The organism is Bacteroides sp. HF-4919 (assembly GCF_018860125.1).
In genome coordinates this window covers 1-20,903 of the sequence record NZ_JAHKNF010000001.1, presented here as the reverse complement: position 1 = coordinate 20,903, position 20,903 = coordinate 1, and the positions used below count along the sequence as shown (strand labels likewise).

14 protein-coding genes are annotated in these 20,903 nt (G+C 43.0%); 11 read left to right on the top strand and 3 right to left on the bottom strand.

The window, feature by feature from the left end; all coding sequences use genetic code 11:
• Positions 1-325: 325 nt before the first annotated feature.
• The 5 genes from KO473_RS00070 to KO473_RS00050 all read left to right on the top strand — a co-directional run bounded on the left by KO473_RS00070 (position 326) and on the right by KO473_RS00050 (position 10,335).
• Entirely contained in the window at positions 326-4,384 is a 4,059-nt protein-coding gene (locus tag KO473_RS00070; protein ID WP_005820092.1) for a helix-turn-helix domain-containing protein, read from the top strand.
• A gap of 365 nt (positions 4,385-4,749) precedes the next feature.
• Positions 4,750-5,010, top strand: coding sequence for a hypothetical protein (locus KO473_RS00065; RefSeq protein WP_005820096.1), 261 nt, complete (start codon positions 4,750-4,752; stop codon positions 5,008-5,010).
• Positions 5,011-5,029: 19 nt separating this feature from the next.
• Positions 5,030-7,324, top strand: a complete 2,295-nt coding sequence (locus KO473_RS00060) for an ABC transporter permease (protein ID WP_122130796.1) — start codon at positions 5,030-5,032, stop codon at positions 7,322-7,324.
• Positions 7,325-7,339: 15 nt separating this feature from the next.
• The gene (locus tag KO473_RS00055) at positions 7,340-8,014 is read left to right on the top strand and encodes an ABC transporter ATP-binding protein (protein WP_005805698.1); all 675 of its coding nucleotides are present in this window, start codon (positions 7,340-7,342) and stop codon (positions 8,012-8,014) included.
• Between the two features lie 11 nt (positions 8,015-8,025).
• Positions 8,026-10,335, top strand: coding sequence for an ABC transporter permease (locus tag KO473_RS00050; protein WP_216035069.1), 2,310 nt, complete (start codon positions 8,026-8,028; stop codon positions 10,333-10,335).
• An 83-nt stretch (positions 10,336-10,418) separates the two neighbouring features.
• Here the strand turns inward: KO473_RS00050 and KO473_RS00045 are convergent, their stop codons facing one another.
• Complete coding sequence (locus KO473_RS00045; protein WP_101603131.1) at positions 10,419-11,783, bottom strand: MATE family efflux transporter; 1,365 nt, start codon at positions 11,781-11,783, stop codon at positions 10,419-10,421.
• Positions 11,784-11,896: 113 nt separating this feature from the next.
• Here KO473_RS00045 and KO473_RS00040 point away from each other — a divergent pair, with 113 nt between their 5' ends.
• The 5 genes from KO473_RS00040 to KO473_RS00020 all read left to right on the top strand — a co-directional run bounded on the left by KO473_RS00040 (position 11,897) and on the right by KO473_RS00020 (position 16,451).
• On the top strand, positions 11,897-12,553 hold the full coding sequence (locus KO473_RS00040; protein ID WP_005805704.1) for an HAD family phosphatase: 657 nt from the start codon (positions 11,897-11,899) through the stop codon (positions 12,551-12,553).
• 72 nt (positions 12,554-12,625) lie between these two features.
• Entirely contained in the window at positions 12,626-13,621 is a 996-nt protein-coding gene (locus tag KO473_RS00035; RefSeq protein ID WP_122130793.1) for a quinone-dependent dihydroorotate dehydrogenase, read from the top strand.
• Between the two features lie 14 nt (positions 13,622-13,635).
• A complete protein-coding gene (locus tag KO473_RS00030; protein WP_181996064.1) occupies positions 13,636-14,364 on the top strand; it encodes an alpha/beta hydrolase in 729 nt (242 codons plus the stop codon).
• A gap of 91 nt (positions 14,365-14,455) precedes the next feature.
• Complete coding sequence (panB, locus tag KO473_RS00025; protein WP_005777498.1) at positions 14,456-15,277, top strand: 3-methyl-2-oxobutanoate hydroxymethyltransferase; 822 nt, start codon at positions 14,456-14,458, stop codon at positions 15,275-15,277.
• A gap of 7 nt (positions 15,278-15,284) precedes the next feature.
• Positions 15,285-16,451, top strand: a complete 1,167-nt coding sequence (locus KO473_RS00020; protein WP_005777500.1) for an MFS transporter — start codon at positions 15,285-15,287, stop codon at positions 16,449-16,451.
• A gap of 80 nt (positions 16,452-16,531) precedes the next feature.
• Here the strand turns inward: KO473_RS00020 and KO473_RS00015 are convergent, their stop codons facing one another.
• Together KO473_RS00015 and KO473_RS00010 are read right to left on the bottom strand one after the other, a co-directional pair.
• A complete protein-coding gene (locus KO473_RS00015) occupies positions 16,532-16,918 on the bottom strand; it encodes a diacylglycerol kinase family protein (RefSeq protein ID WP_122130792.1) in 387 nt (128 codons plus the stop codon).
• A gap of 2 nt (positions 16,919-16,920) precedes the next feature.
• Positions 16,921-19,134: a bifunctional (p)ppGpp synthetase/guanosine-3',5'-bis(diphosphate) 3'-pyrophosphohydrolase gene (locus KO473_RS00010; RefSeq protein ID WP_005820115.1), complete on the bottom strand. Its 2,214-nt coding sequence runs from the start codon at positions 19,132-19,134 to the stop codon at positions 16,921-16,923.
• Positions 19,135-19,241: 107 nt separating this feature from the next.
• Here KO473_RS00010 and KO473_RS00005 point away from each other — a divergent pair, with 107 nt between their 5' ends.
• Entirely contained in the window at positions 19,242-20,759 is a 1,518-nt protein-coding gene (locus KO473_RS00005; RefSeq protein ID WP_005777505.1) for a DUF4301 family protein, read from the top strand.
• Positions 20,760-20,903: the final 144 nt, after the last annotated feature.

The window sequence follows — 20,903 nt, the reverse complement described above, 5'->3', positions numbered from 1 at the left end:
TATTTTATTGAAATGTTGTCTAATATCCTTTCATTGTGATCAAAATATCGCCAAAATGCAAGATCTGTGAATTATGCTATTGCAAAATCCACGTGTTTTTATTCGATCCGTCTTCCTCGGACCTTAAAAAAGCGTTTCTCCGCATTTCTAAAATACAAAATGACAGATTGTAAGTGATCGTGAAAAACAGGTTGTATTACCTCATCAAGTCGGCATGATGTGTGGCAAATTATTTTTTAAATCATCACTATGATCGAATAAAAAGATAAAAAACCTTGTTAATATATTTAAAAGATGTATTTTTGTAAAAACACACAATTTGCACATGATTATGTTATACAATAAAGACTCTATTTATAACTTGAAAGTGACCGGAACTATGGTTGTGGGAGACCAGCATTATTATTTGGTAGAAGAATGTGGAATGAAATATCGTGTTAAGATGCTTCCTTTTCAACAGAAACAACCTTTACCCAAAGAAATAAAATGTATTGTACATGATTATGATGCTGATAATTCACCTCTCTTTATACAGCATAAAGGGGATATTTCCCGCTCACTTTATACGATAGGTAATACTTATCCGTTTGTGGTACACAAAAAGTTGAGTTCCATGTCGGGTCATTGTAGTAATTATTATGGTTCTGACACAAACGGGCTGCGTGCTTTTATTCAGGCTCCGGTTGACAAGCAACTTACTTTGGGGCGGAATATCCGTTGTACGGTGAAACATATTGATTCGGAAGGCAATCTCAGTGTGGCGCTTGCGGACTATGATATGGATACCGAAACTAATTTTCTGACTTATGCGCAATTGATGCGCAATGTTTCGGCAGAAACATTGCCTGTCGATATACAGTTGGACACATTGCGGGCAGAACCGGATAAAAATAAGAAATTGGTGCAGATGTTGGCACAGTATGATAGTCATGCCGGAGAGTGGGTATTATCGTATCTCACTGTGCTGAACAACAAACGTGAAGCCGCTATCGAAGCGGGTGATTTGGATATGGTGTGTTCATTGACTTATCATCGGAGGCGCATTTTGGAATGGATGATGGAAGATTCTCGCTTTCTCACATTTTACTCATCTGAAATCGCTCACTCATTGCGTGAAAAGGGTGAACGGGAAATTGCGGTAGGCGAATCGTTGCTGAAGGGGGTGGAGATGATACGTAAAGGTGAGGTCGATGTTTTTTTGCAAAAGCTGTTCAATAAAGTGCGCATGTCTGGTTATCTGACAGAGCGTCAACAGAAGATAGACCTTTTGGTGGCGCTGTTTCGCATGGATCATTCGCTCATCGAAAAAAGCATGTTTGTTTTGGCAGAGGTTTCCCGTTACGTGGTATCCGATTCTGCAGATTCGGACGATCCTGTTTTGGAAACAGTTATTGAACTGGTGCGCTGGACCGTAGAGAGGGCAGACATGAATAACAACCTTTCTCCGACAGTGATGGTGCAATTGATAGCGATCCTTCTTTTGCTTTGCCGGAACAAAGAAGTATCCGCTTTATCAGTGTGGCGTTCGATGCTTTATCGTTACAGTTGCCAAATAAGTCCGCTTTCTACGCGCATTCTGATAGATAAAGCATTTGGAGTGTTGATGTCTGCCGGAAAACTTTATCGTCCGGAGTTTACATGGGATGATATTCTTCAGTTTAAACCCGAATCATTTGTAGCTAAATTGCGTTCATTTGTCAGCAATGCGACTGTCGATGAAGAAAAATTAGTGGCGCAACATATTACTGGCAATGGGGGGATTTTGTTGCGTGACAATTCGTTTGTATTCTATGCCGGATGTTCGCCTAATGCACTGGCAGAGCGGCAAAAGCTGTCTGAGTGGGTGTCGTTGATCGACGGACGGGTATGTGTTGTTATTAAGAAAGAATTAAAACCGAAATCATCGGAGTCGCAAAATCTTTTTATGCTGAAAAAATGCTGGGACGAATTGTGTGTGCAACTCTCTCAGGGAATCCCTCTGCAGCAGAAGAAGGTAGTTATCAAAACTTTGCCATCTGTAAATACACGAGTCACTATTACATTACGTCCTTTTAATGCGCGTTTCCCATTATTGATGTTTGCCGATATAACTGATCCCTGTTACGAGGGAAGCGGTGTGCTAATGGCCAATGAAGTCTGTCGTTATCACATTCGCAGTTTGGGCAGTGTGTTTTATGAAGGCGACACATTTGAGGCGACTGTGGTGAAGACCGAAGAGAATGGCAGATTGGCTTTTAGTATCCAGCAGGAACTCTTTGATATGGTAATCCGGAAAATACGTCCGGGAAAACAAGTCTGTGCGAAATTGATCCGTATATCTAAGTCGACCGGTATATGGGTAAGTGAGGAGGGCTATACGCTCTTTACTCCTTTAGGAAACTCTCATCCTATGATTGGTACAACTGCTTTACTGGAAGTGACGGACATTAATGATAGCGGCTATATCAATGCGGCCTATGTAGATAATGTAGAAGAATTGATTGATGAAGAAAACGCGCTGTCAAGACTGGTCAGCGAATATATTAGCTATTGTCATCCGCAAGATGAAGAGATGGATGAGCCCGATAATGAGTTGGGACAGACTCTTACTGATGAAGACGTGGTACGCCTTGGACAGCAATTGTCACCGGCTGTAATACGAGAGCTCCCCCGGTTATTGCTTATGGCGGTTACCGTTGAACCGGCACTTTCTATTCGTTATAATCTGTTAGGGGCTGCGCGTCTTCTGTCTGGATTGACGGATGATGCCCGACTAACCGAATATCTTTCATTACGAATGAACTATGAAGAAAATATATATAGCTTTGCCATGCATACCGGACAGGTACGCTGGACAGGGTTCTCCCGCATTGATGATGACGTTATCGCGCGGTTTCCGTCACTCCGTTCTCTAAAGAGCCTCCTTGATATTTTGGCTTACTTCTATAATCGTCCCTTTGAACCATCTTTGGTAACGAGTATTGCCACTACAAAGGATGAAAACAAGGAGCATATCATTTCTTTAGTGATGGCAAACAGCTTATTATACCGTACTTTGTCAGCCGAGAATTTGCGTCCGCTACGTGACGAATTGCTGCAACGCATCGGAGCGGGAGAACTGGTGCAACCCTATGTCCGAACCGATCAGGAAAAAGGAAATAATCAAGATGAAGATATTCCATTGTTAGGACGGGAAAGCGGTGAGGTAGAGTTTAAATCATCAATTGTATATCCTGCCGGAAAAACAGTTCCTGACATGAAACAGCAGGGAGACGTGATTTTGCGTGCGATTAATGGATTTTTGAATGCGTCCGGAGGCACACTTTTTATTGGCGTGGCAGATTCTGGGAAAGTGACCGGGTTGAAGAATGATTACACGTATATGGTGTGTGATTCGGATGCATATGAACGATTTATACGACAGCGCATTGTGTTGACAATGGGAAAAGACGTGAATAGTATTATAAATATTGATTTCCCCCGGTATGCTGACCGAGAGATATGTCGTATACAGGTGCCTTGTTATGGCAAGTTGATAGAACTTAATGGAGTGGTGTGGCAAAGGCAGGGGAACTCTACCATGTTGCTGGATGGAAATGCTTTGCTGAAGCAACAGCAAAGGAAAAAAGAGACACTTAAGGCTGAACTTGAGTCTATTACCCAAACCATTGCAAGTAAAAAAGCTACAGAAGAGTTGGTTAGTGGAAGCTTGCAGGCCACGGGAGGGGTACAAACAGCTTTTGCCGCGGCGTTTGCTGCCAGCCTTGAACAGAAGAAGAAAAAAGATAGGAAAGCTGGCGCTTCTAAAAAAGCAATGATATCCACATCTTTGATCCGTCCTAATCCGCTTCACCCCAAAGAGAGAGGAGAAATCGAAGTAGAGGCTTATCTTTCTTTATTGGATAATAACGGATACATCTTGACCGATGAGATACCACATTGGGACAATGAGTTGTTGACCTTGGCTATTGGAGTGCACGAAAAAGAGGGGAATCTGCTACTCTGTTATGACAATGGTTACGTGAATCGGGTTGCACTCAGACTGCTGTTACAGAAGAAACGGGGATACGCCTATAAAAATGGAGCGAACCGAGAAGGACGCCTAATTTTCGCAACGATTGAAAATGGTGAACCGGATATCTTGGTGCGCACCAGAAGGCAAGGGAGTGAGCACTTGAAAATGTTTCCTATGAATAAGGTGAAAAAAAATACAGACTTAACATTAAAGGGCACACCTGTCTTCTCATATGATTTTGGCGAAGTGACGGGATGGGAGCTTATTCCGATGCAGGAGGCCGAAAAACTGCGGAAATTAGAAAATGATAATCCACATCATCAAGGTAGCCTTCTTACATCCGATGCTATTGCTGCGGAGAGAGAATTGCTAAAGGTGTTAGGATGGTAATTGCTGTCCGGACGCCTTCTCTTTGTATACCGTGCATGATAACTAACCAGGTGGTGTAAGTCCACTATGGGGGGCATAATGGTGTGTGGAGAGGCCGAAAACAAAAGGGAATTGGCTGCTCTGTTCTGGAATATTTGTTCTGCTAATATAAGTGAGAAATATAGTTTACAGGCTTATAACACTGTCTAATATTTATACGCTGGTGTCTAATTTTTAGACAACTTATTTATGCTTGGTAATTGGTAATAGCTTAGTATGGCGCGTTTTATGTGTCTTGGCACGCTTTCTGTCTTATAATAGATAAATAACTTTATAATTATTGAGTTACTTCTGTTTTTCTAAAATAATAATATACAGACAGAGATATGAGACAACTTTACTACACTTTCCAGCCTCTTCTTAATAGGCGGAGTTTAAATCTGGCTAAAATTATTTCGTTGGCCTTGGGATTATTTATGGGGATACTGCTTTTTGCACGTGTTACTTTTGAATTGAGTTTTGACAACCATTATTACGAGGCTGATAAAGTATGTGCCGTCAATGTTACAGTGCATTATAAGGATGGTGAAAAGAAAGGTCCTTACCATCTGTTCGATGGCAGTATTGTGGCGAGTGTAACTGCTTAATAATAAAAAGGATCATACGATGAAACAATTCTATTATACCATTCTGACATTGATTCGCGGACGCGGAAGTAATGTCATTAAAGTAATATCTCTGACATTGGGGTTATTAGTTTCTATTATTTTATTCTCTCGAGTTGCTTTTGAGCTTAGTTATGATAACTTTTTTCAGGATGTGGATGATCTTTACATCGTAAAAACGGAGTGGGTTGAGAATGGAGTGATTAAAGGGAATGCCGGAGTATATACATTGATTCCGGTAGCCTCTACCATTGCTGAGGAATTTCCGGAAGAGGTAGAAAGTGCAGCTTTTTCGAGTTTGTCTTTCGGAACTACTTTAAAGATAGGTAACCGAAAGTTGAATAGGTCTTTCATTTTATCTGACTCTCTTTATTTTCGTACCATGGGGATAGAAGTTATTAATGGCAATCCGAATGATTTGACCAACCCAGATGTGGTTTTTCTGTCACAGTCTGTTGCACGAGAAGTATTTGGTGAAGAGGATCCTATAGGAAAAACCTTACATCTGATGATTTGGGGCACTCAAGTTGAAGCTTTGGTGAGAGGAGTTTATGCCGATCTTCCGGATAATGTATCGCTGGAACGTCACGAAATGGTTCTTTCTTTTGCCAGCCATAATAAATATGGTTGGGGACGTTCGGGTTGGACGAGTGGTGGTAATTATAATGCTTTTATCCGCTTAAAAGACGGAGAAAGAAGCGCTGATGCTATCAATGCCGGTATTGATAAGGTGATTGCAAAGCACATTCCTCCTGAAATGAATCTGCATTTACATATGTTTGTAGTACCTTTACGTACTATTCATTTGGAGCAATCTAATGTGCGGAAGACAATTTTAATAATGTCTTTATTGGGTTTTGCCATTCTTTTTGCCGCCACTATGAACTATGTACTTATTTCTATTTCTTCACTTTCTCAGCGGGCAAAAGGAATCGGCGTTCACAAGTGTAATGGTGCGTCTGATAAGGCTATACTTTCGATGTTTATATATGAAACAGCTTTGATTATAGGGATCTCTCTGCTTTTCATGGTAGTACTTTTATTCCAGTTCCAGGAAAAAATTGAAGAATTGGCGGAAGTGTCGTTATCATCTCTTTTCACTTGGCACAATCTATGGGCTCCATTGTCGGTAGTTGCCTTTTTGTTTGTTATTGGAGGTGTATTGCCGGGAAAAGTATTCTCTTCAATTCCGGTAACGCAGGTTTTCCATCATTACTCTAAAGGGAATATGGGTTGGAAGCGGATACTTCTATTTATAGAATTTGCAGGGGTAGCTTTTATTTTTGGATTGATGTGTGTGACTTTTTTTCAGTTCCATTATATTACAAATAGAGATATGGGGTATCGACCGGAACGTATAGCATCTTGTTGGCATAAGTTTGCTGAGCCGGATAATGCACGTAATAATTTGAAATCGTTGCCTTATGTAGAAGGAGTAGCTACTGCTGAGGGAGGCATGATGTGGCTTGGGAACCGACAGGTGACTGATGAGAACGGGAATACTCTTTTTACTCCCCGTTGCGGTATATTTGACAGGGATTTTGTCCCGCTTATGGGGCTTCGGCTTAAGGCCGGGCAAAACCTCACTGGTGAAAGGCAGTTTCTGGTCAATCAATCCTATGTAGAAAAGATGGGTTGGACAGGTAGTGGCGTTGGTGAAATAATTCCTAATCGAGGAACGGTGGTAGGAGTACTCGCTCCTTTCTGTTTTGGTACACTCCCACCTGACTATGAACCCATAGAAATTGAATGGGGAACTAATTTAGTGAATATGCATGTACGTCTTAAAGAACCTTTTGCAGATAATCTGCGTATGTTGAATAATGAAATGAAAAAGATATACCCACAAGAAGAAATAGAGTTCACCTCTTTGGAGCGGGATTTGGAAAGGGGATATCGTCCCACAATGATATTCCGTGATACTACTATATTGGCTTTTATAACGATTCTGTTTATCACTTTGATGGGATTGATCGGGTATACGAATGATGAAGTTCGCAGACGTGGTAAAGAGATAGCTATTCGTAAGATAAATGGCGCCGAAGTAAGTTCTGTTTTGCTTTTGTTATCTAAAGATATCTTCTGGGTAGCTATTCCTTCAATTGCTATCGGTACATATGGAGCTTACTTGGTGAGTCAAATATGGATAAGCCAATTTAGGGATACGGTATGTATAAGTATAGGCTGGTATGTGGCAATAGCTATTTGCCTACTGGCTTTTATCATTATATGCATTATTTGGAAATCCTGGCACATCGCCAATGAAAATCCGGTGAATAGTATTAAGAGTGAATAACAAATAAAATAAATTATGATACAGATTAATGACATTAGTAAAGTCTTTCGTACTTCTGAAGTAGAAACCGTAGCGTTAAACCATGTGAGCCTGGATATAGAGGAGGGCGAGTTTGTTGCCATTATGGGACCTTCCGGTTGCGGCAAGTCTACGTTGCTCAATATTTTGGGATTACTTGATAACCCGACAGAAGGTTCTTATCAGTTGATGGGGCAGGAGGTAGCTACTCTTCAGGAGAAGGAGCGTACGCGGGTACGTAAGGGTAAACTGGGCTTTGTCTTCCAGAGTTTCAATTTGATAGATGAATTGAATGTTTACGAGAATGTGGAACTTCCTCTCACTTATTTGGGTATAAAATCTTCTGAACGGCGTCAGATGGTAGAAGATATGCTGCGCCGGATGAATATTAGTCATCGTGCCAAGCATTTCCCACAGCAACTCTCCGGTGGACAACAACAACGCGTGGCTATAGCCCGTGCAGTTGTGACTAACCCGAAATTGATTCTTGCTGACGAACCGACGGGTAACCTTGATTCCAAGAATGGTGCGGAGGTAATGAATCTGTTGACCGAATTGAATAAAGAGGGAACAACAATTATTATGGTGACCCACTCCCAACATGATGCTTCATTTGCCCATCGCACGGTGCATCTGTTTGACGGTAGCGTGGTGGCAAGTGTAAAGGCTTAATAAAGATCAATATGCTAAGACACATATATTATACGATTCAGACCTTAATCCGTGGACGCAGTTCAAATGTCATTAAGATTATTTCGTTAACTTTGGGACTGTTTGTCGGACTTCTACTGTTTGCCCGGGTCGCGTTTGAACTGAGTTATGACCATTTTTATCCGGAGTCAAGGAACCTGTTTCTGATACAGGCTTCTTACTCTTATGAAGGAAAGCAGGAGAAGCCAAGTCCTTATATTTATGGTGCAATGCCTGCTGCTATCCGGGAGAACTTTCCTGATGAGGTGGAAGAGGCTACTGTGCTGCGTAATGTTGGTCAGCAAATATTTTTTAAAGGAAACGAACGTTTTGATCAACAGCAGACTATTTATGCAGACGATCACTTCCTCCCAACTATGGGGGTAGAAGTGTTGAAAGGGAACAAAGCTGATTTAGTGGCTCCCGACGCTATTTTCATTAATGAATCATTGGCACGACGTGTCTTTGGTGATGCAGACCCTATCGGGCAAACCATGTTATGGGAAAAGAACTATCCGGTCACTGTACGGGGAGTATTTGCCGATCAGCCGGAGAATACAGACCTAAAATATGATGTAATCGTATCGTTTGCCACTTTGTATAAGCGGATGGGAGAGGATCGTGCCGGTTGGGGATATGATATCAGTTACATGGGGGTGGTTCGTTTCCATAATGATACGGAAGCTCCTAAGAGAGTTGCCGGACGGTTACCGGAAATGCAGAAAAAGTATCTTCCGCAGGGGAAGGATGGTTTTTCTGAGGAGTATTCTTTTCAACCTATATCTGAGTACCACAGTAGTCAGCCGGATGTAAGAAAAATGGTGCTTATCATGTCGGTTCTTGCTTTTGCCATTTTATTGATAGCTGCTTTGAACTATGTATTGATTTCCGTATCGTCATTGGCACGTCGTGCAAAAGCAGTGGGAGTCCATAAATGCAGTGGGGCCAGTGATGGTAACATATTCGGTATGTTTTTATGGGAAACCATGTTTATTATATTGTCTGCACTCGTATTGGTCGGGCTATTGATTCTAAATCTTAGGGAACTGATTCAGGATACGCTGAACGCCTCGGTCGGTGCACTTTTCACTTGGGAGACCTTATGGGTGCCTTTGCTTGTGATAGCAGTTGTTTTTTTCGTGGCAGGAGTGATACCTGGATATATGTTTTCGTCTATTCCGGTGAGTCAGGTTTTTCGTCGTTATACCGAACGGAAGACAACCTGGAAGCGCCCGTTACTTTTTGTTCAGTTTGCCGGAGTACCTTTTGTCTTTGGTTTATTGGTAGTTGTATTGCTTCAATACTATAGTGTGATGAATCGTGAGTTGAATTATAATCCTGAACGGATAGCTGTTGCGAGGTGTTACTTCAGCGATGACGAAGTTGATAATGCCCGTTCTGATATACGTCGTTTGCCGATGGTAGAAGATGTTGCTTTTGCCTGGTTTCCTATTTCCGATTACTATAGTGGTTTCAGTGTCTACAACAGTACAGGAAAGTTGCTTTTCGATGCACATACTTCAATGTGCGATTACCACTTTTTGTCAATGATGGGAGTTCAGCTTATTGATGGTAAAAATTTTGATTCTCCCAAACAGGCTATTGTAAATGAAGAATTTGTGCGGAAGATGCATTGGGAAGACAGTGCGGTAGGTAAACAGGTCAATATTGGGACTTCTCTTCCTGTTGTGGGAGTCGCAAAGGATTTTCCGATACGAAGTGCATATACTCCTCAGGATATAGTGATGTATATCAGCAGTCCCTTTGCTTCCGGAGCTCCCCATGTACGTTTGAAGGAACCATTCGATCAAAATTTGAAAGCTCTCAATCAAAAGATGGGAGAGCTGTTTACTACGAAGGACATTGTGTTTATCCCTTTGCAGGAAATAATCGATCAGCAATACGAAGCGATTCGCCGTTTCCGCGATTCGGTAATCATTGCTTCTATTTCCATCCTGCTGATTACCTTGATGGGACTTTTCGGCTATACTAACGATGAAGTCAGTCGTCGTAGTAAAGAGATTGCGATCCGTAAAGTAAATGGGGCTGAGGCCGGAGATGTTTTGCAACTTCTTTCAAGAGATATTTTCTGGACAGCCCTACCTGCTGTACTATTGGGTGCAGCAGTAGCCTGGTTTGTCGGTGGCAAATGGCTTGAGCAGTTTAGTGATGCCATTGTCCCCAGTGTCTGGCTATACCTCAGCATAGCATTGGTTGTGTTGCTGTTGATTGTTGTCAGCGTAATGCTGCGGGCATGGAAAGTGGCCAACGAAAATCCGGTGAACAGCATTAAATCTGAGTAACGTTTCAAGACTATACGACAGAGGCTCGGTTTCACTGAAACTGAGCCTCTGTCGTATCTATATCAAGCCTCGGTTTCATAGGGTTAGAGGCTCTGTCCGGATGCTTTCTCTTTTACCTTTTTAATATATACCATCAAAATCACTACCGCTGTTATGAAAGCCAATCCGTCAGAGACAGGCATGCTGATCCATACTCCCTTTACACCATATAAAGGGGGAAGCAAAAGTAATCCCGGAAGCAGGTATACTAACTGGCGTGAGAGTGACAGGAAGATACTGATCTTAGCCATCCCTATACTTTGGAAGAAGTTTGATATAACGATTTGTGCACCTACGAACGGGAACATCAGCGTGCAAATGCGTAGTCCGGACGATGCCATGTCAATCAGTTCATCGCTGTCGGTAAAGATAGCCGAAACTGTATGCGGAAAAAGTTCACAGATAACGAAGCCGCTACTCGTAATCAATACACCGACGATGATACCCAGACGGAGCGTATGTTTCACGCGGTCAATCTTCTGTGCACCATAATTGTATCCGACGATGGGTTGCATTCCCATTGTTAATCCCATAACTACCATCACATACAGCATCAGCAGGCGGTTAATGATACCGTAGGCACCGATGGCCATATCACCACCGTATTTTTGCAAACTATTGTTGATGAGGATGACGATGATACATGCCGTGACATTCATGGCGAAGGGAGACATTCCTATAGAGAAGATACTGCCGATGATGCGTTTCTTCATCTTCCAGAAGCCCGGCATAAAATGGACGAAACTCTCTTGGTTACGGAAGTGGCTTACTACCCATACCATTCCGATAAACTGTGACAGGACTGTAGCCATGGCAGCTCCCCGAATTCCCCAACCGAAATGGAAAATGAAGACAGGGGCGATGATAACATTCGCTATAACCGTCACCAATGATGTCAGCATTGCCTTTCTCGGATATCCGGTGGCACGCATCACGTTGTTAAGTCCGATCATGGTATAAGTGATGGGAGTTCCCAAAAGAATTACCTGCATAAAATCGCGGGCATAGGGAAGTGTACCGGTACTGGCACCGAAGAAAAACAATATCGGGTCCAGAAACAGATAAGCCAGTCCGCCGAACAGGACTGCATTCGTCAGGCAAAGCATTAATGTATTTCCCAGGACATCGGTTGCTCCCTTGATGTCTTTTTGCCCCAGGCGTATGGAGGAGATGGTGGCGCCACCTGCAGAGATCAGCACGCAGAAGGCCACGACCAGATTCATTAGCGGAAAAGTGATAGCCAGTCCGGAGATAGCCATGGGACCGACACCGTGCCCGATGAAAATGCTGTCGATGATATTATAAAGTGACGTAATAGTCATTCCGATGATGGCCGGGATGGAGTATTGTAACAGAAGTTTGCCAATAGGTTCTGTGCCCAGTATACGAGGATCGGTTTGTTGTGCCATATAGTGAAGCGTTACATATTTTTAAGTGCGGCAAAGGTACAAATAATTTGCCTGATTCGATGATTATTCTGAACTTTGCCCACAGAGTTTAACAAACAGGTAAAAGAATGTTTATGGATACAACAAAGAAGATTACCGCATTATTCGATTGTGATGGTGTAATTGTCGATACAGAAGGACAATATACTGTTTTCTGGAATGAAATGGGACAAAAGTACGTAAACGATGAAAACTTCGGTTCCAAGGTTAAAGGTCAGACGCTGGTACAGATTTATGATAAATACTTTGCAGGAGAACCGGAGAAACAAAGGGACATAACCGAGGCATTGAATCGTTTTGAAATAGAAATGAGTTATGACTATGTTCCCGGAATAGTTGAGTTTATAGCAGATCTGCGTCAGCATGGTGTAAAAATAGCCTTGGTCACCAGTTCCAATACAGCTAAAATGGAGAATGTTTATCGTGCACATCCCGAGTTTAAATCCCTTTTTGATGAAATATTGACTGCTGAGCGGTTTAAACGTTCTAAGCCCGATCCGGAATGTTTCTTATTGGGAATGACGATTTTCGGTTCCGATTCAAAAGATTCCTATGTGTTCGAAGATTCATTTCATGGTTTACAGGCCGGCAGAGCATCCGGTGCCACTGTTGTCGGATTGGCAACTACAAATCCACGCGAAGCTATTACTGATAAGGCAGACTATGTGATAGACGATTTCAAAGGAATGACTTACGAAAAGCTGCTGACTATAACTTCACGTTATATCTGATAAGAAAGATTGAATAGTATCTCAGGGAAGAATCCCTTAGCTTTGCATGGTATTAAAAAAAGAGAGAAAATCATGTATAAGCAAACGATTCGCCCTGTTTTATTTCTGATGGAACCCGAAAAGGTACACACCTTGTTGGTTTCCTTCCTCAAATGTTACCGGCATTTGCCATGGTGCAAATGCTGGATACGTCATCTCTATACTTGTTCCGACAAACAGTTGATATGGAACCATCTTACTTTCCGAAACCGTATCGGCCTGTCGGCCGGTTTCGATAAAGGTGCCGAGGTTTTTGATGAATTGGCCGATTATGGTTTCGGATTTATTGAAGTCGGTACTGTCACTCCCGATGCCCAGGATGGAAATCCCCGTCCCCGTATTTTTCGCTTACCTCAGTGTGAATCTTTAATTTCCCGTACAGGTTTCAATAATCCCGGATTGGATATTATTAAACGCCGTCTTGAACAGAAACACGGTTCGTATGTTTTAGGTGTAAATATCAATAAGAATCCCTCTTCGGAAGGAGAACAAGCTGTGGCGGACTTTTTGCGTCTGTACAAGGAGTTACATCCTTATGTAGGTTATTTCACGCTTAATTGGGGATCTGTGGATGTTGCTCTGATGAAACAGGTACTCCAGGTGTTGGCAGCTTTTCGTGTGGAGCAGAACATACATGTTCCATTGCTACTCAAACTTCCTGCCGATATAACTGAAAAAGGAATGGATGATGTGATCGACTGCACTCGTCAGTACCGGGTAGATGGAGTAATAGCTACCGGACCTACCATGGAGCGTACCTGTTTAAAAGGTTATTCACCTGTACAGTTGCAGAAGATCGGAACCGGTGGAATCAGTGGACGTGGGATAGGAGAGAAGTCATTAAAAGCAGTCAGCTATTTGCGTGCCCATGCCGGAAAAAGCCTTTTGATAGTAGGAGCTGGCGGAATTATTACTCCCCTCGATGCTCGTCGAATGTTGGATGCAGGGGCTAATCTGATACAAATCTATTCTTCGTTTATTTACGAAGGGCCGGGCATAGTGAAAAAGATGATTCAGGAAATTAAATAATAAGGAATAAAGTTATGGAACAGAGTTTTATTGAATATTCATTAGGAAAAGATGCTTCTTCGGCTACTCTTTGGGTTTATCCGGCTCGTAAGCCAGGAGGTAAAGCCATTATTATGTGTCCCGGTGGCGGATTCAATCAAGTAGCTTCAGATCATGAAGGACGTGATTTTGCTGCGTGGTTTAATAATCAGGGTATCACATACGCTGTACTGAATTATCGCATGCCTCATGGTGATGTTGAAGTGATTCGTGAGGATATTCGTGAAGCGATTCGCCTGATCCGGTGTCAGTCGGCAGAGTGGGGAATCCATCAACTGGGTGTTATGGGAGCTTCTATCGGAGGCTATATTGCTGCTACTGCCGCTACTCTTTATACCGGGACCGACCGCCCCGACTTTCAGGTATTGCTTTATCCTGTTATCAGCATGAACGACCGGCTGACCCATTTGCCTTCACGCGGACGTATGTTGGGAGAAACTATTCCGGAAAGTTTGAAAGAGACATTATCTCTTGAGCTTCATGTCACAGCCGATACCCCTCGTACATTTATTGTTTTAGCTGAGGATGATCAGGCCGTATCTCCTCTCAACAGTATTGTCTATTATACAGCATTATTGAAACATGGAGTCTCTGCCGGACTGCATATTTATCCGGAAGGCGGACATAGCTTCGGATTTCGCGATAGCTTCATATATAAAAAGATATGGACTGATGAACTGCAAAAATGGTTGCTGACCTTTTGATGCGGACGCACTAATTTATTTGCTTTTACTTGTATGGTATGAATTAAAAGTTATACCTTTGCGCCCGATTTTTAATTTAAAAAGATTGGATATGGCTGGTTATATATCAGATGACACAAGAAAAGTGACGACTCATCGCCTGATCGAGATGAAGCAAAGAGGCGAAAAAATATCTATGCTTACTTCGTATGATTATACTATGGCGCAGATTGTAGATGGTGCCGGTATCGATGTTATCCTTGTAGGCGATTCTGCATCAAATGTGATGGCAGGTAATGTAACTACACTTCCTATTACTCTCGATCAAATGATTTATCATGGTAAATCGGTTGTGCGCGGTGTGAAGCGTGCAATGGTAGTAGTTGACATGCCTTTTGGTTCTTATCAGGGAAATGAGATGGAAGGGCTTGCTTCGGCTATCCGTATTATGAAAGAGAGCCACGCTGATGCTTTGAAACTGGAAGGCGGCGAAGAGATTCTCGACACTGTGAAGCGTATCCTGAGTGCCGGTATTCCGGTGATGGGACATCTCGGACTGATGCCGCAATCTATCAATAAATACGGTACATATACCGTTCGTGCCAAAGATGATGCAGAAGCAGAGAAGCTGATTCGTGATGCACATCTGCTTGAAGAAGCCGGATGTTTCGGGCTTGTGCTTGAGAAAATTCCCGCAGCATTGGCCGCCCGCGTTGCAAGCGAACTGACTATTCCGGTTATCGGCATTGGTGCCGGTGGCGATGTAGATGGACAGGTATTGGTTATTCAGGACATGTTGGGTATGAACAATGGTTTCCGCCCCCGTTTCCTTCGTCGTTATGCCGACCTCTATACGGTGATGACTGATGCAATCAGCCACTATGTTTCGGACGTAAAGAACTGCGACTTCCCGAACGAGAAAGAACAATATTAATTGTCGTATGGCAACTAAATTATGGACATTGCATTTTATGCGGATATGCCTTGCTAATTTATTGTTGTTCATATCCCTGTACCTGTTGTACCCTGTGCTTCCGGTAGTGATGGCTTCACGTTTGGGCGTGCCAGTCAGTCAGACGGGGGGAATATATATACTTTTTACGCTTGCCATGTTTTTTATCGGCCCGTTTCATGCGTATCTGGTCGATGTCTATAAGCGAAAATATATATGTATGCTTTCGTTTGGGATAATGGTAGCGGCGACTGCCGGTTACACACTTGTGCAAAGTGCCACACATCTGTTGTTGCTTTGCTTGGTACAGGGAATCTCCTTTGGAATGGCTGCTACGGCAGGCATTACATTGGCCATTGATGTCACCAATTCCACTTTTCGCAGTGCCGGCAATGTAGTCTTTTCTTGGGCAGCACGTCTGGGGATGATTATAGGGACAGCGTTGGGAGTGTTTTTATTCCGGACACATGGCTTTGAAACTCTGTTATATGTTTCTGTCGCATCGGGAGCCTTGGGAATGCTGTTTGTGTCGAGGGTATATGTGCCTTTCCGTGCACCAATAGGGATGAAAGTTTGTTCGATGGACCGTTTTCTGCTTCCCCGTGGATTTATTCCGGCATTTAACCTGATGTTGATCGCTTTTGTGCCCGGATTGTTGCTTCCTGTGCTTGCCGGTGCGCCAAGTGATGTGCCGGTAGGAGGTGAACTGATACCTTTCTTTGCTTTGGCCGGAGTCGGTTTTCTCTTGTCAGTAATGGTGGTGAGACTGTTTTTCCGTTATGATAACAAGATATGGCTGCAGATAGTCACCGGGTTGATAACAATGATCGGAGCGATGGCTTTGTTGTTTTCTCCTGAAACCGGTTGGAATGTCCCGGCAGCAATATTGATGGGATTAGGACTTGGATTGGTTACTCCGGAATTCTTGATGATGTTTGTCAAGCTGTCTCAACATTGCCAGCGTGGCACGGCCAATACGACTCATTTACTTGCATGGGAACTTGGAGTCGGCTTAGGTATTGCATCTGCCTGTCACTTACATCTCACAGCTAATGAACATGTGGTTTGTCGGGTAGGATTGTTGGCGGCAATCGTGGCTCTGGCTTTCTTTGTCCTGATTACATATCCTTATTTTAAAAGGAAGAAGGTGAGATAAACGATATATGTATATCTGAAAAACAAACTCCGTAGTTTGGTGATGAATTGTCGCAAAACTACGGAGTTCGTTTTTATTGTCTATCCCATGTTGCACAATAAAACCGCAAGCACATAAGGCATGAAGATAATGACTCCTATGATGGCGGCAACTATGGTACATATCAGCACTGCACCTGCCGCAATATCTTTCACATCACCTGCAATCGGATTGTGTTCCGGGGATACGAGGTTGACTAATCTTTCTATAGCTGTATTGAATCCCTCCGCTGCCAATACCATTCCGAAACAAAGTATGATGGCTATCCATTCGTTCCGGGTGATACCGAAGTAAAATCCGGCGATTGTTACTGTGATGATTGCCACACAGTGTATCCAGGCATTATGCTCTTTGCTTACAAAACTCCGAATGCCTTTCCAGGCATATCCGAAGCTTTGTATCCTTTTTTTTATACTGAATTTTTCCATTCTCAGTTTCTGCTAACCTGTTTTACACCTTTCACTGTGCGTAGCTTTTTAATCAGTGCCTCCAGTCGTCCGGTGTCACTCACCATAATGGTCAGTGTGCCCGAGAAGAGTCCGTCGTTCGAATCAATTCCAATGGAACGCAGTGAGATGCCATTCTCTTTTGATATGATAGAGGTGATATTGGTCACAATACCGATGTCATCATGACCCACTACACGGAGTGTGATCGGATATTGAGTACCTTCCGATTTTCCGGCCCAGCGTGCTTTGACAATACGGTATCCGAAACGTTCGCGCATCTGTCCCGCATTGGGGCAGTCGTTGCGGTGAATCTTGATACCTCCGGATACAGTGACAAATCCGAATACGTCGTCTCCATATATGGGGTTGCAACATTTGGCCAACTTGAAGTCCAGTCCTTTCAGGTTTTGGTCAATGACGAGTACATCCTCTTTAGTGACAGTGGTTTCGTCTATCTGGTTTTGCAGGTTGTATTCTTCGGCACTGCGGTAGATCACTTCATCACGTTCACCGTCCCGTTTCTGTTGTTCGATGTATTTATCCAGAATGTCGTTCACGTCAAGCACTTCGTCGGCAATATTCTGATAAAACTCTGTCACATTCTTGAATCCCAGGCGTTTGATCAGACGCATCATTACTGCTTCGTCATATTCCATCTTCCGGTTTTTGAATTTCCGTTCCAATGTTTCTTTGGCGAAATCGTGCTGGCGTGCTACCATTTCCTTCAGGGCCTGGCGGATCTTCGTACGGGCTTTTGAGGTAGTGACAATGTTCAGCCAGTCCTGTTTCGGAGTCTGTGTGTTCGATGTCATAATCTCTACCTGATCTCCGCTATTCAACTTTTGTCTCAGCTGTACATTTTTACCGTTCACCTTTGCACCGATGCACTTACACCCCAATTTGCTGTGAATGTGGAAAGCGAAATCGAGTACCGTAGCTCCTTTTGCCAGTTTGAAGAGGTCTCCTTTCGGCGTAAACACAAATACCTCGTCTTCATACAGATCCAGTTTAAACTGATCCATCATTTCCAGGTCGTTTTCTGTATTCTCCAATGCTTCGCGTATTGAAGTCAGCCATTCGTCCAGCCCGCTTTCACCTTTCACGCCTTTGTATCTCCAATGTGCGGCCAGTCCGCGCTCGGCTATCTCGTCCATACGTTCCGTACGGATTTGCACTTCGACCCATTTTCCTTCCGGCCCCATTACAGTGATGTGCAATGATTCGTAACCATTGCTTTTGGGAACCGACAGCCAGTCACGCAGACGTTTCGGATTAGGTTGATACATATCCGTCACAATGGAGTAAGCCTGCCAGCATTCCTGCTTTTCTTTTTCGAACTGGGATTCCAGAATGATACGTATGGCAAACAAGTCATACACGTTTTCGAACTGGCATTTCTGTTTCTTCATTTTCTGATAGATGGAATGAATGGATTTGGTGCGTCCTTTCATGTGAAAATGCAGTCCCGCTTCCTCCAGTTTCCGTTGTATCGGAGCGATGAAGTTGGCAATATAACGGTCACGTGACTTTTTCGTTTCGTTCAGTTTCTCTTTGATGTGGTAATAAATGTCATGTTCGGTGTACTTCAATGACAAATCTTCCAGCTCCGATTTCAGTTTATACAATCCCAGTTTGTGAGCCAACGGAGCGTACAGATAGGCGGCTTCATTAGCCACTCGTCTGCGGGCCTCGTCATTCTCGGCATCCTTTATTTGCCGCATCACGTTTACACGGTCGGCAATCATGATCAGGATCACACGCATGTCTTCGGCAAAAGACAACAACAGGTTACGGAAATTTTCCGATTCGATAGTCGGACTCTTATCGTAAAGGTCATTAATCTTAATGAGTCCCCGGATAATTCCGGCTACATCTTCACCATACTCCTGTTGAATATATTCTATTGTATACGAGTGACAACGCACCGGTGTGTGTAACATGATACCCAGAATAGATGCCCGTTTCATACCGATTTCTTCGGCCACGATTACAGCAGTCTGCATATCTTTGATGACAGGATTCAGACCGAAACTGTCCCTTTGCATCGCATTGTTCTGTGTGGAGTCGATAAGGTGCTTTTTCAGCTTTCTGCAGTCTCCTTTTTGTAAGGTTTCTCCGGTGAGGTGCAGTAGTTTTTTGTATAGTGAGAACAATAATTCTCTCTCTTCTTTCGTAAAGAATTCATCTCTTTCCATAAGCAGCTCAAATTTATCGTCGGTAAAGATAGTTTTTTTCCGGGTTTTGTAGGGTGTCCTCTTCCTTTTTTTGTATTTTTGGGCATGAATTAATAAAATTAGATAGTATGATAACACCTGAAGACAAAGAATTGCTTGCCCAAAAAGGCATTTCGGAAGTACAAATCGCTGAACAGTTGACTTGTTTCCAAAAAGGCTTTCCTTATTTGAAATTAGATGCTGCCGCATCTGTAGAAAAAGGTATTCTGGCTCCCGATGCCGAAGAACAGAAAGCTTATCTCGCAGCCTGGGATGCTTATACCAATTCTGACAAAACGATTGTAAAGTTTGTACCCGCTTCGGGTGCTGCCAGCCGTATGTTCAAAAATCTTTTTGAATTTCTGGATGCTGACTATGCTGAGCCGACTACAAAGTTCGAACAAACGTTCTTTGCCTCAATTGAGAAATTTGCTTTCTATGATGATCTGAATACTGCTTGTATGAGGATAGAAGGTAAAGACATTCCCGGTTTGATTGCAGACGGCGACTACAAGGCAGTTGTTTCAGGATTGCTGAACGTAGCGGGATTAAACTATGGTGCACTTCCGAAAGGTTTGCTCAAGTTCCATAAGTACGAAGAAGGCTCACGTACTCCGCTTGAAGAACATTTGGCGGAGGGTGCTATGTACGCTGCCGGTAAAAGCGGAAAGGTGAATGTCCACTTTACTGTTTCAACCGAACATCGTGAACTCTTTAAATCATTGGTAGCTGAGAAAGCCGATGCCTTTGCCAAACGTTATGGAGTAGATTATAATATTAGTTTTTCCGAGCAGAAACCAAGTACCGATACGATTGCGGCTGATATGGAAAACCAGCCTTTCCGCGATAATGGCAAGCTTTTGTTCCGCCCCGGTGGTCATGGAGCACTGATTGAGAACCTGAACGATTTGGATGCGGATGTGATTTTTATTAAGAATATAGACAATGTCGTTCCGGACAGATTAAAAGGTGATACGGTGCTTTATAAGAAATTGATTGCCGGTGTACTGGTATCCCTCCAGAAGCAGGCTTTTGAATATCTGGAACTTTTGGATAGCGGTCGTTACACACACGAACAGGTAATGGATATTCTGCAATTTGTGCAGAAGAAACTTTTCTGCAAGAATCCAGAAACGAAGGATCTGGAAGATGCTGAATTGGTCATCTATCTGAAGAATAAATTGAACCGCCCGATGCGTGTTTGTGGTATGGTGAAGAATGTGGGTGAACCGGGTGGCGGTCCGTTCCTTGCTTATAACAGTGACGGAACGATTTCATTGCAAATCCTTGAAAGTTCACAGATCGATATGAATAATCCGGAAGCTAAAGAAATGTTTGAGAAAGGTACCCACTTCAATCCGGTAGATTTGGTTTGTGCGGTACGTGATTACAAAGGACATAAGTTTGATCTGGTAAGATACGTGGATAAAGCCACAGGCTTCATATCTTATAAGTCGAAGAGTGGTAAAGACTTGAAAGCTCTTGAGCTTCCCGGCTTGTGGAATGGTGCCATGAGTGATTGGAGTACGGTATTTGTGGAAGTTCCGCTTTCTACATTTAATCCGGTGAAGACGGTAAATGATCTGTTGCGTGAACAACACCAATAGTCGAGGGAGAAATAAAAGAGGGTGTCCGAAAAGGGTACCCTCTAACTTTTTTCTTTTTTTGTGATTTATCCAACAACTTATAAAAATGCCCCTCATGAAACTCAATTTTCTCCCTTTATCAGTCTTATAATCCTTTCCATCCCT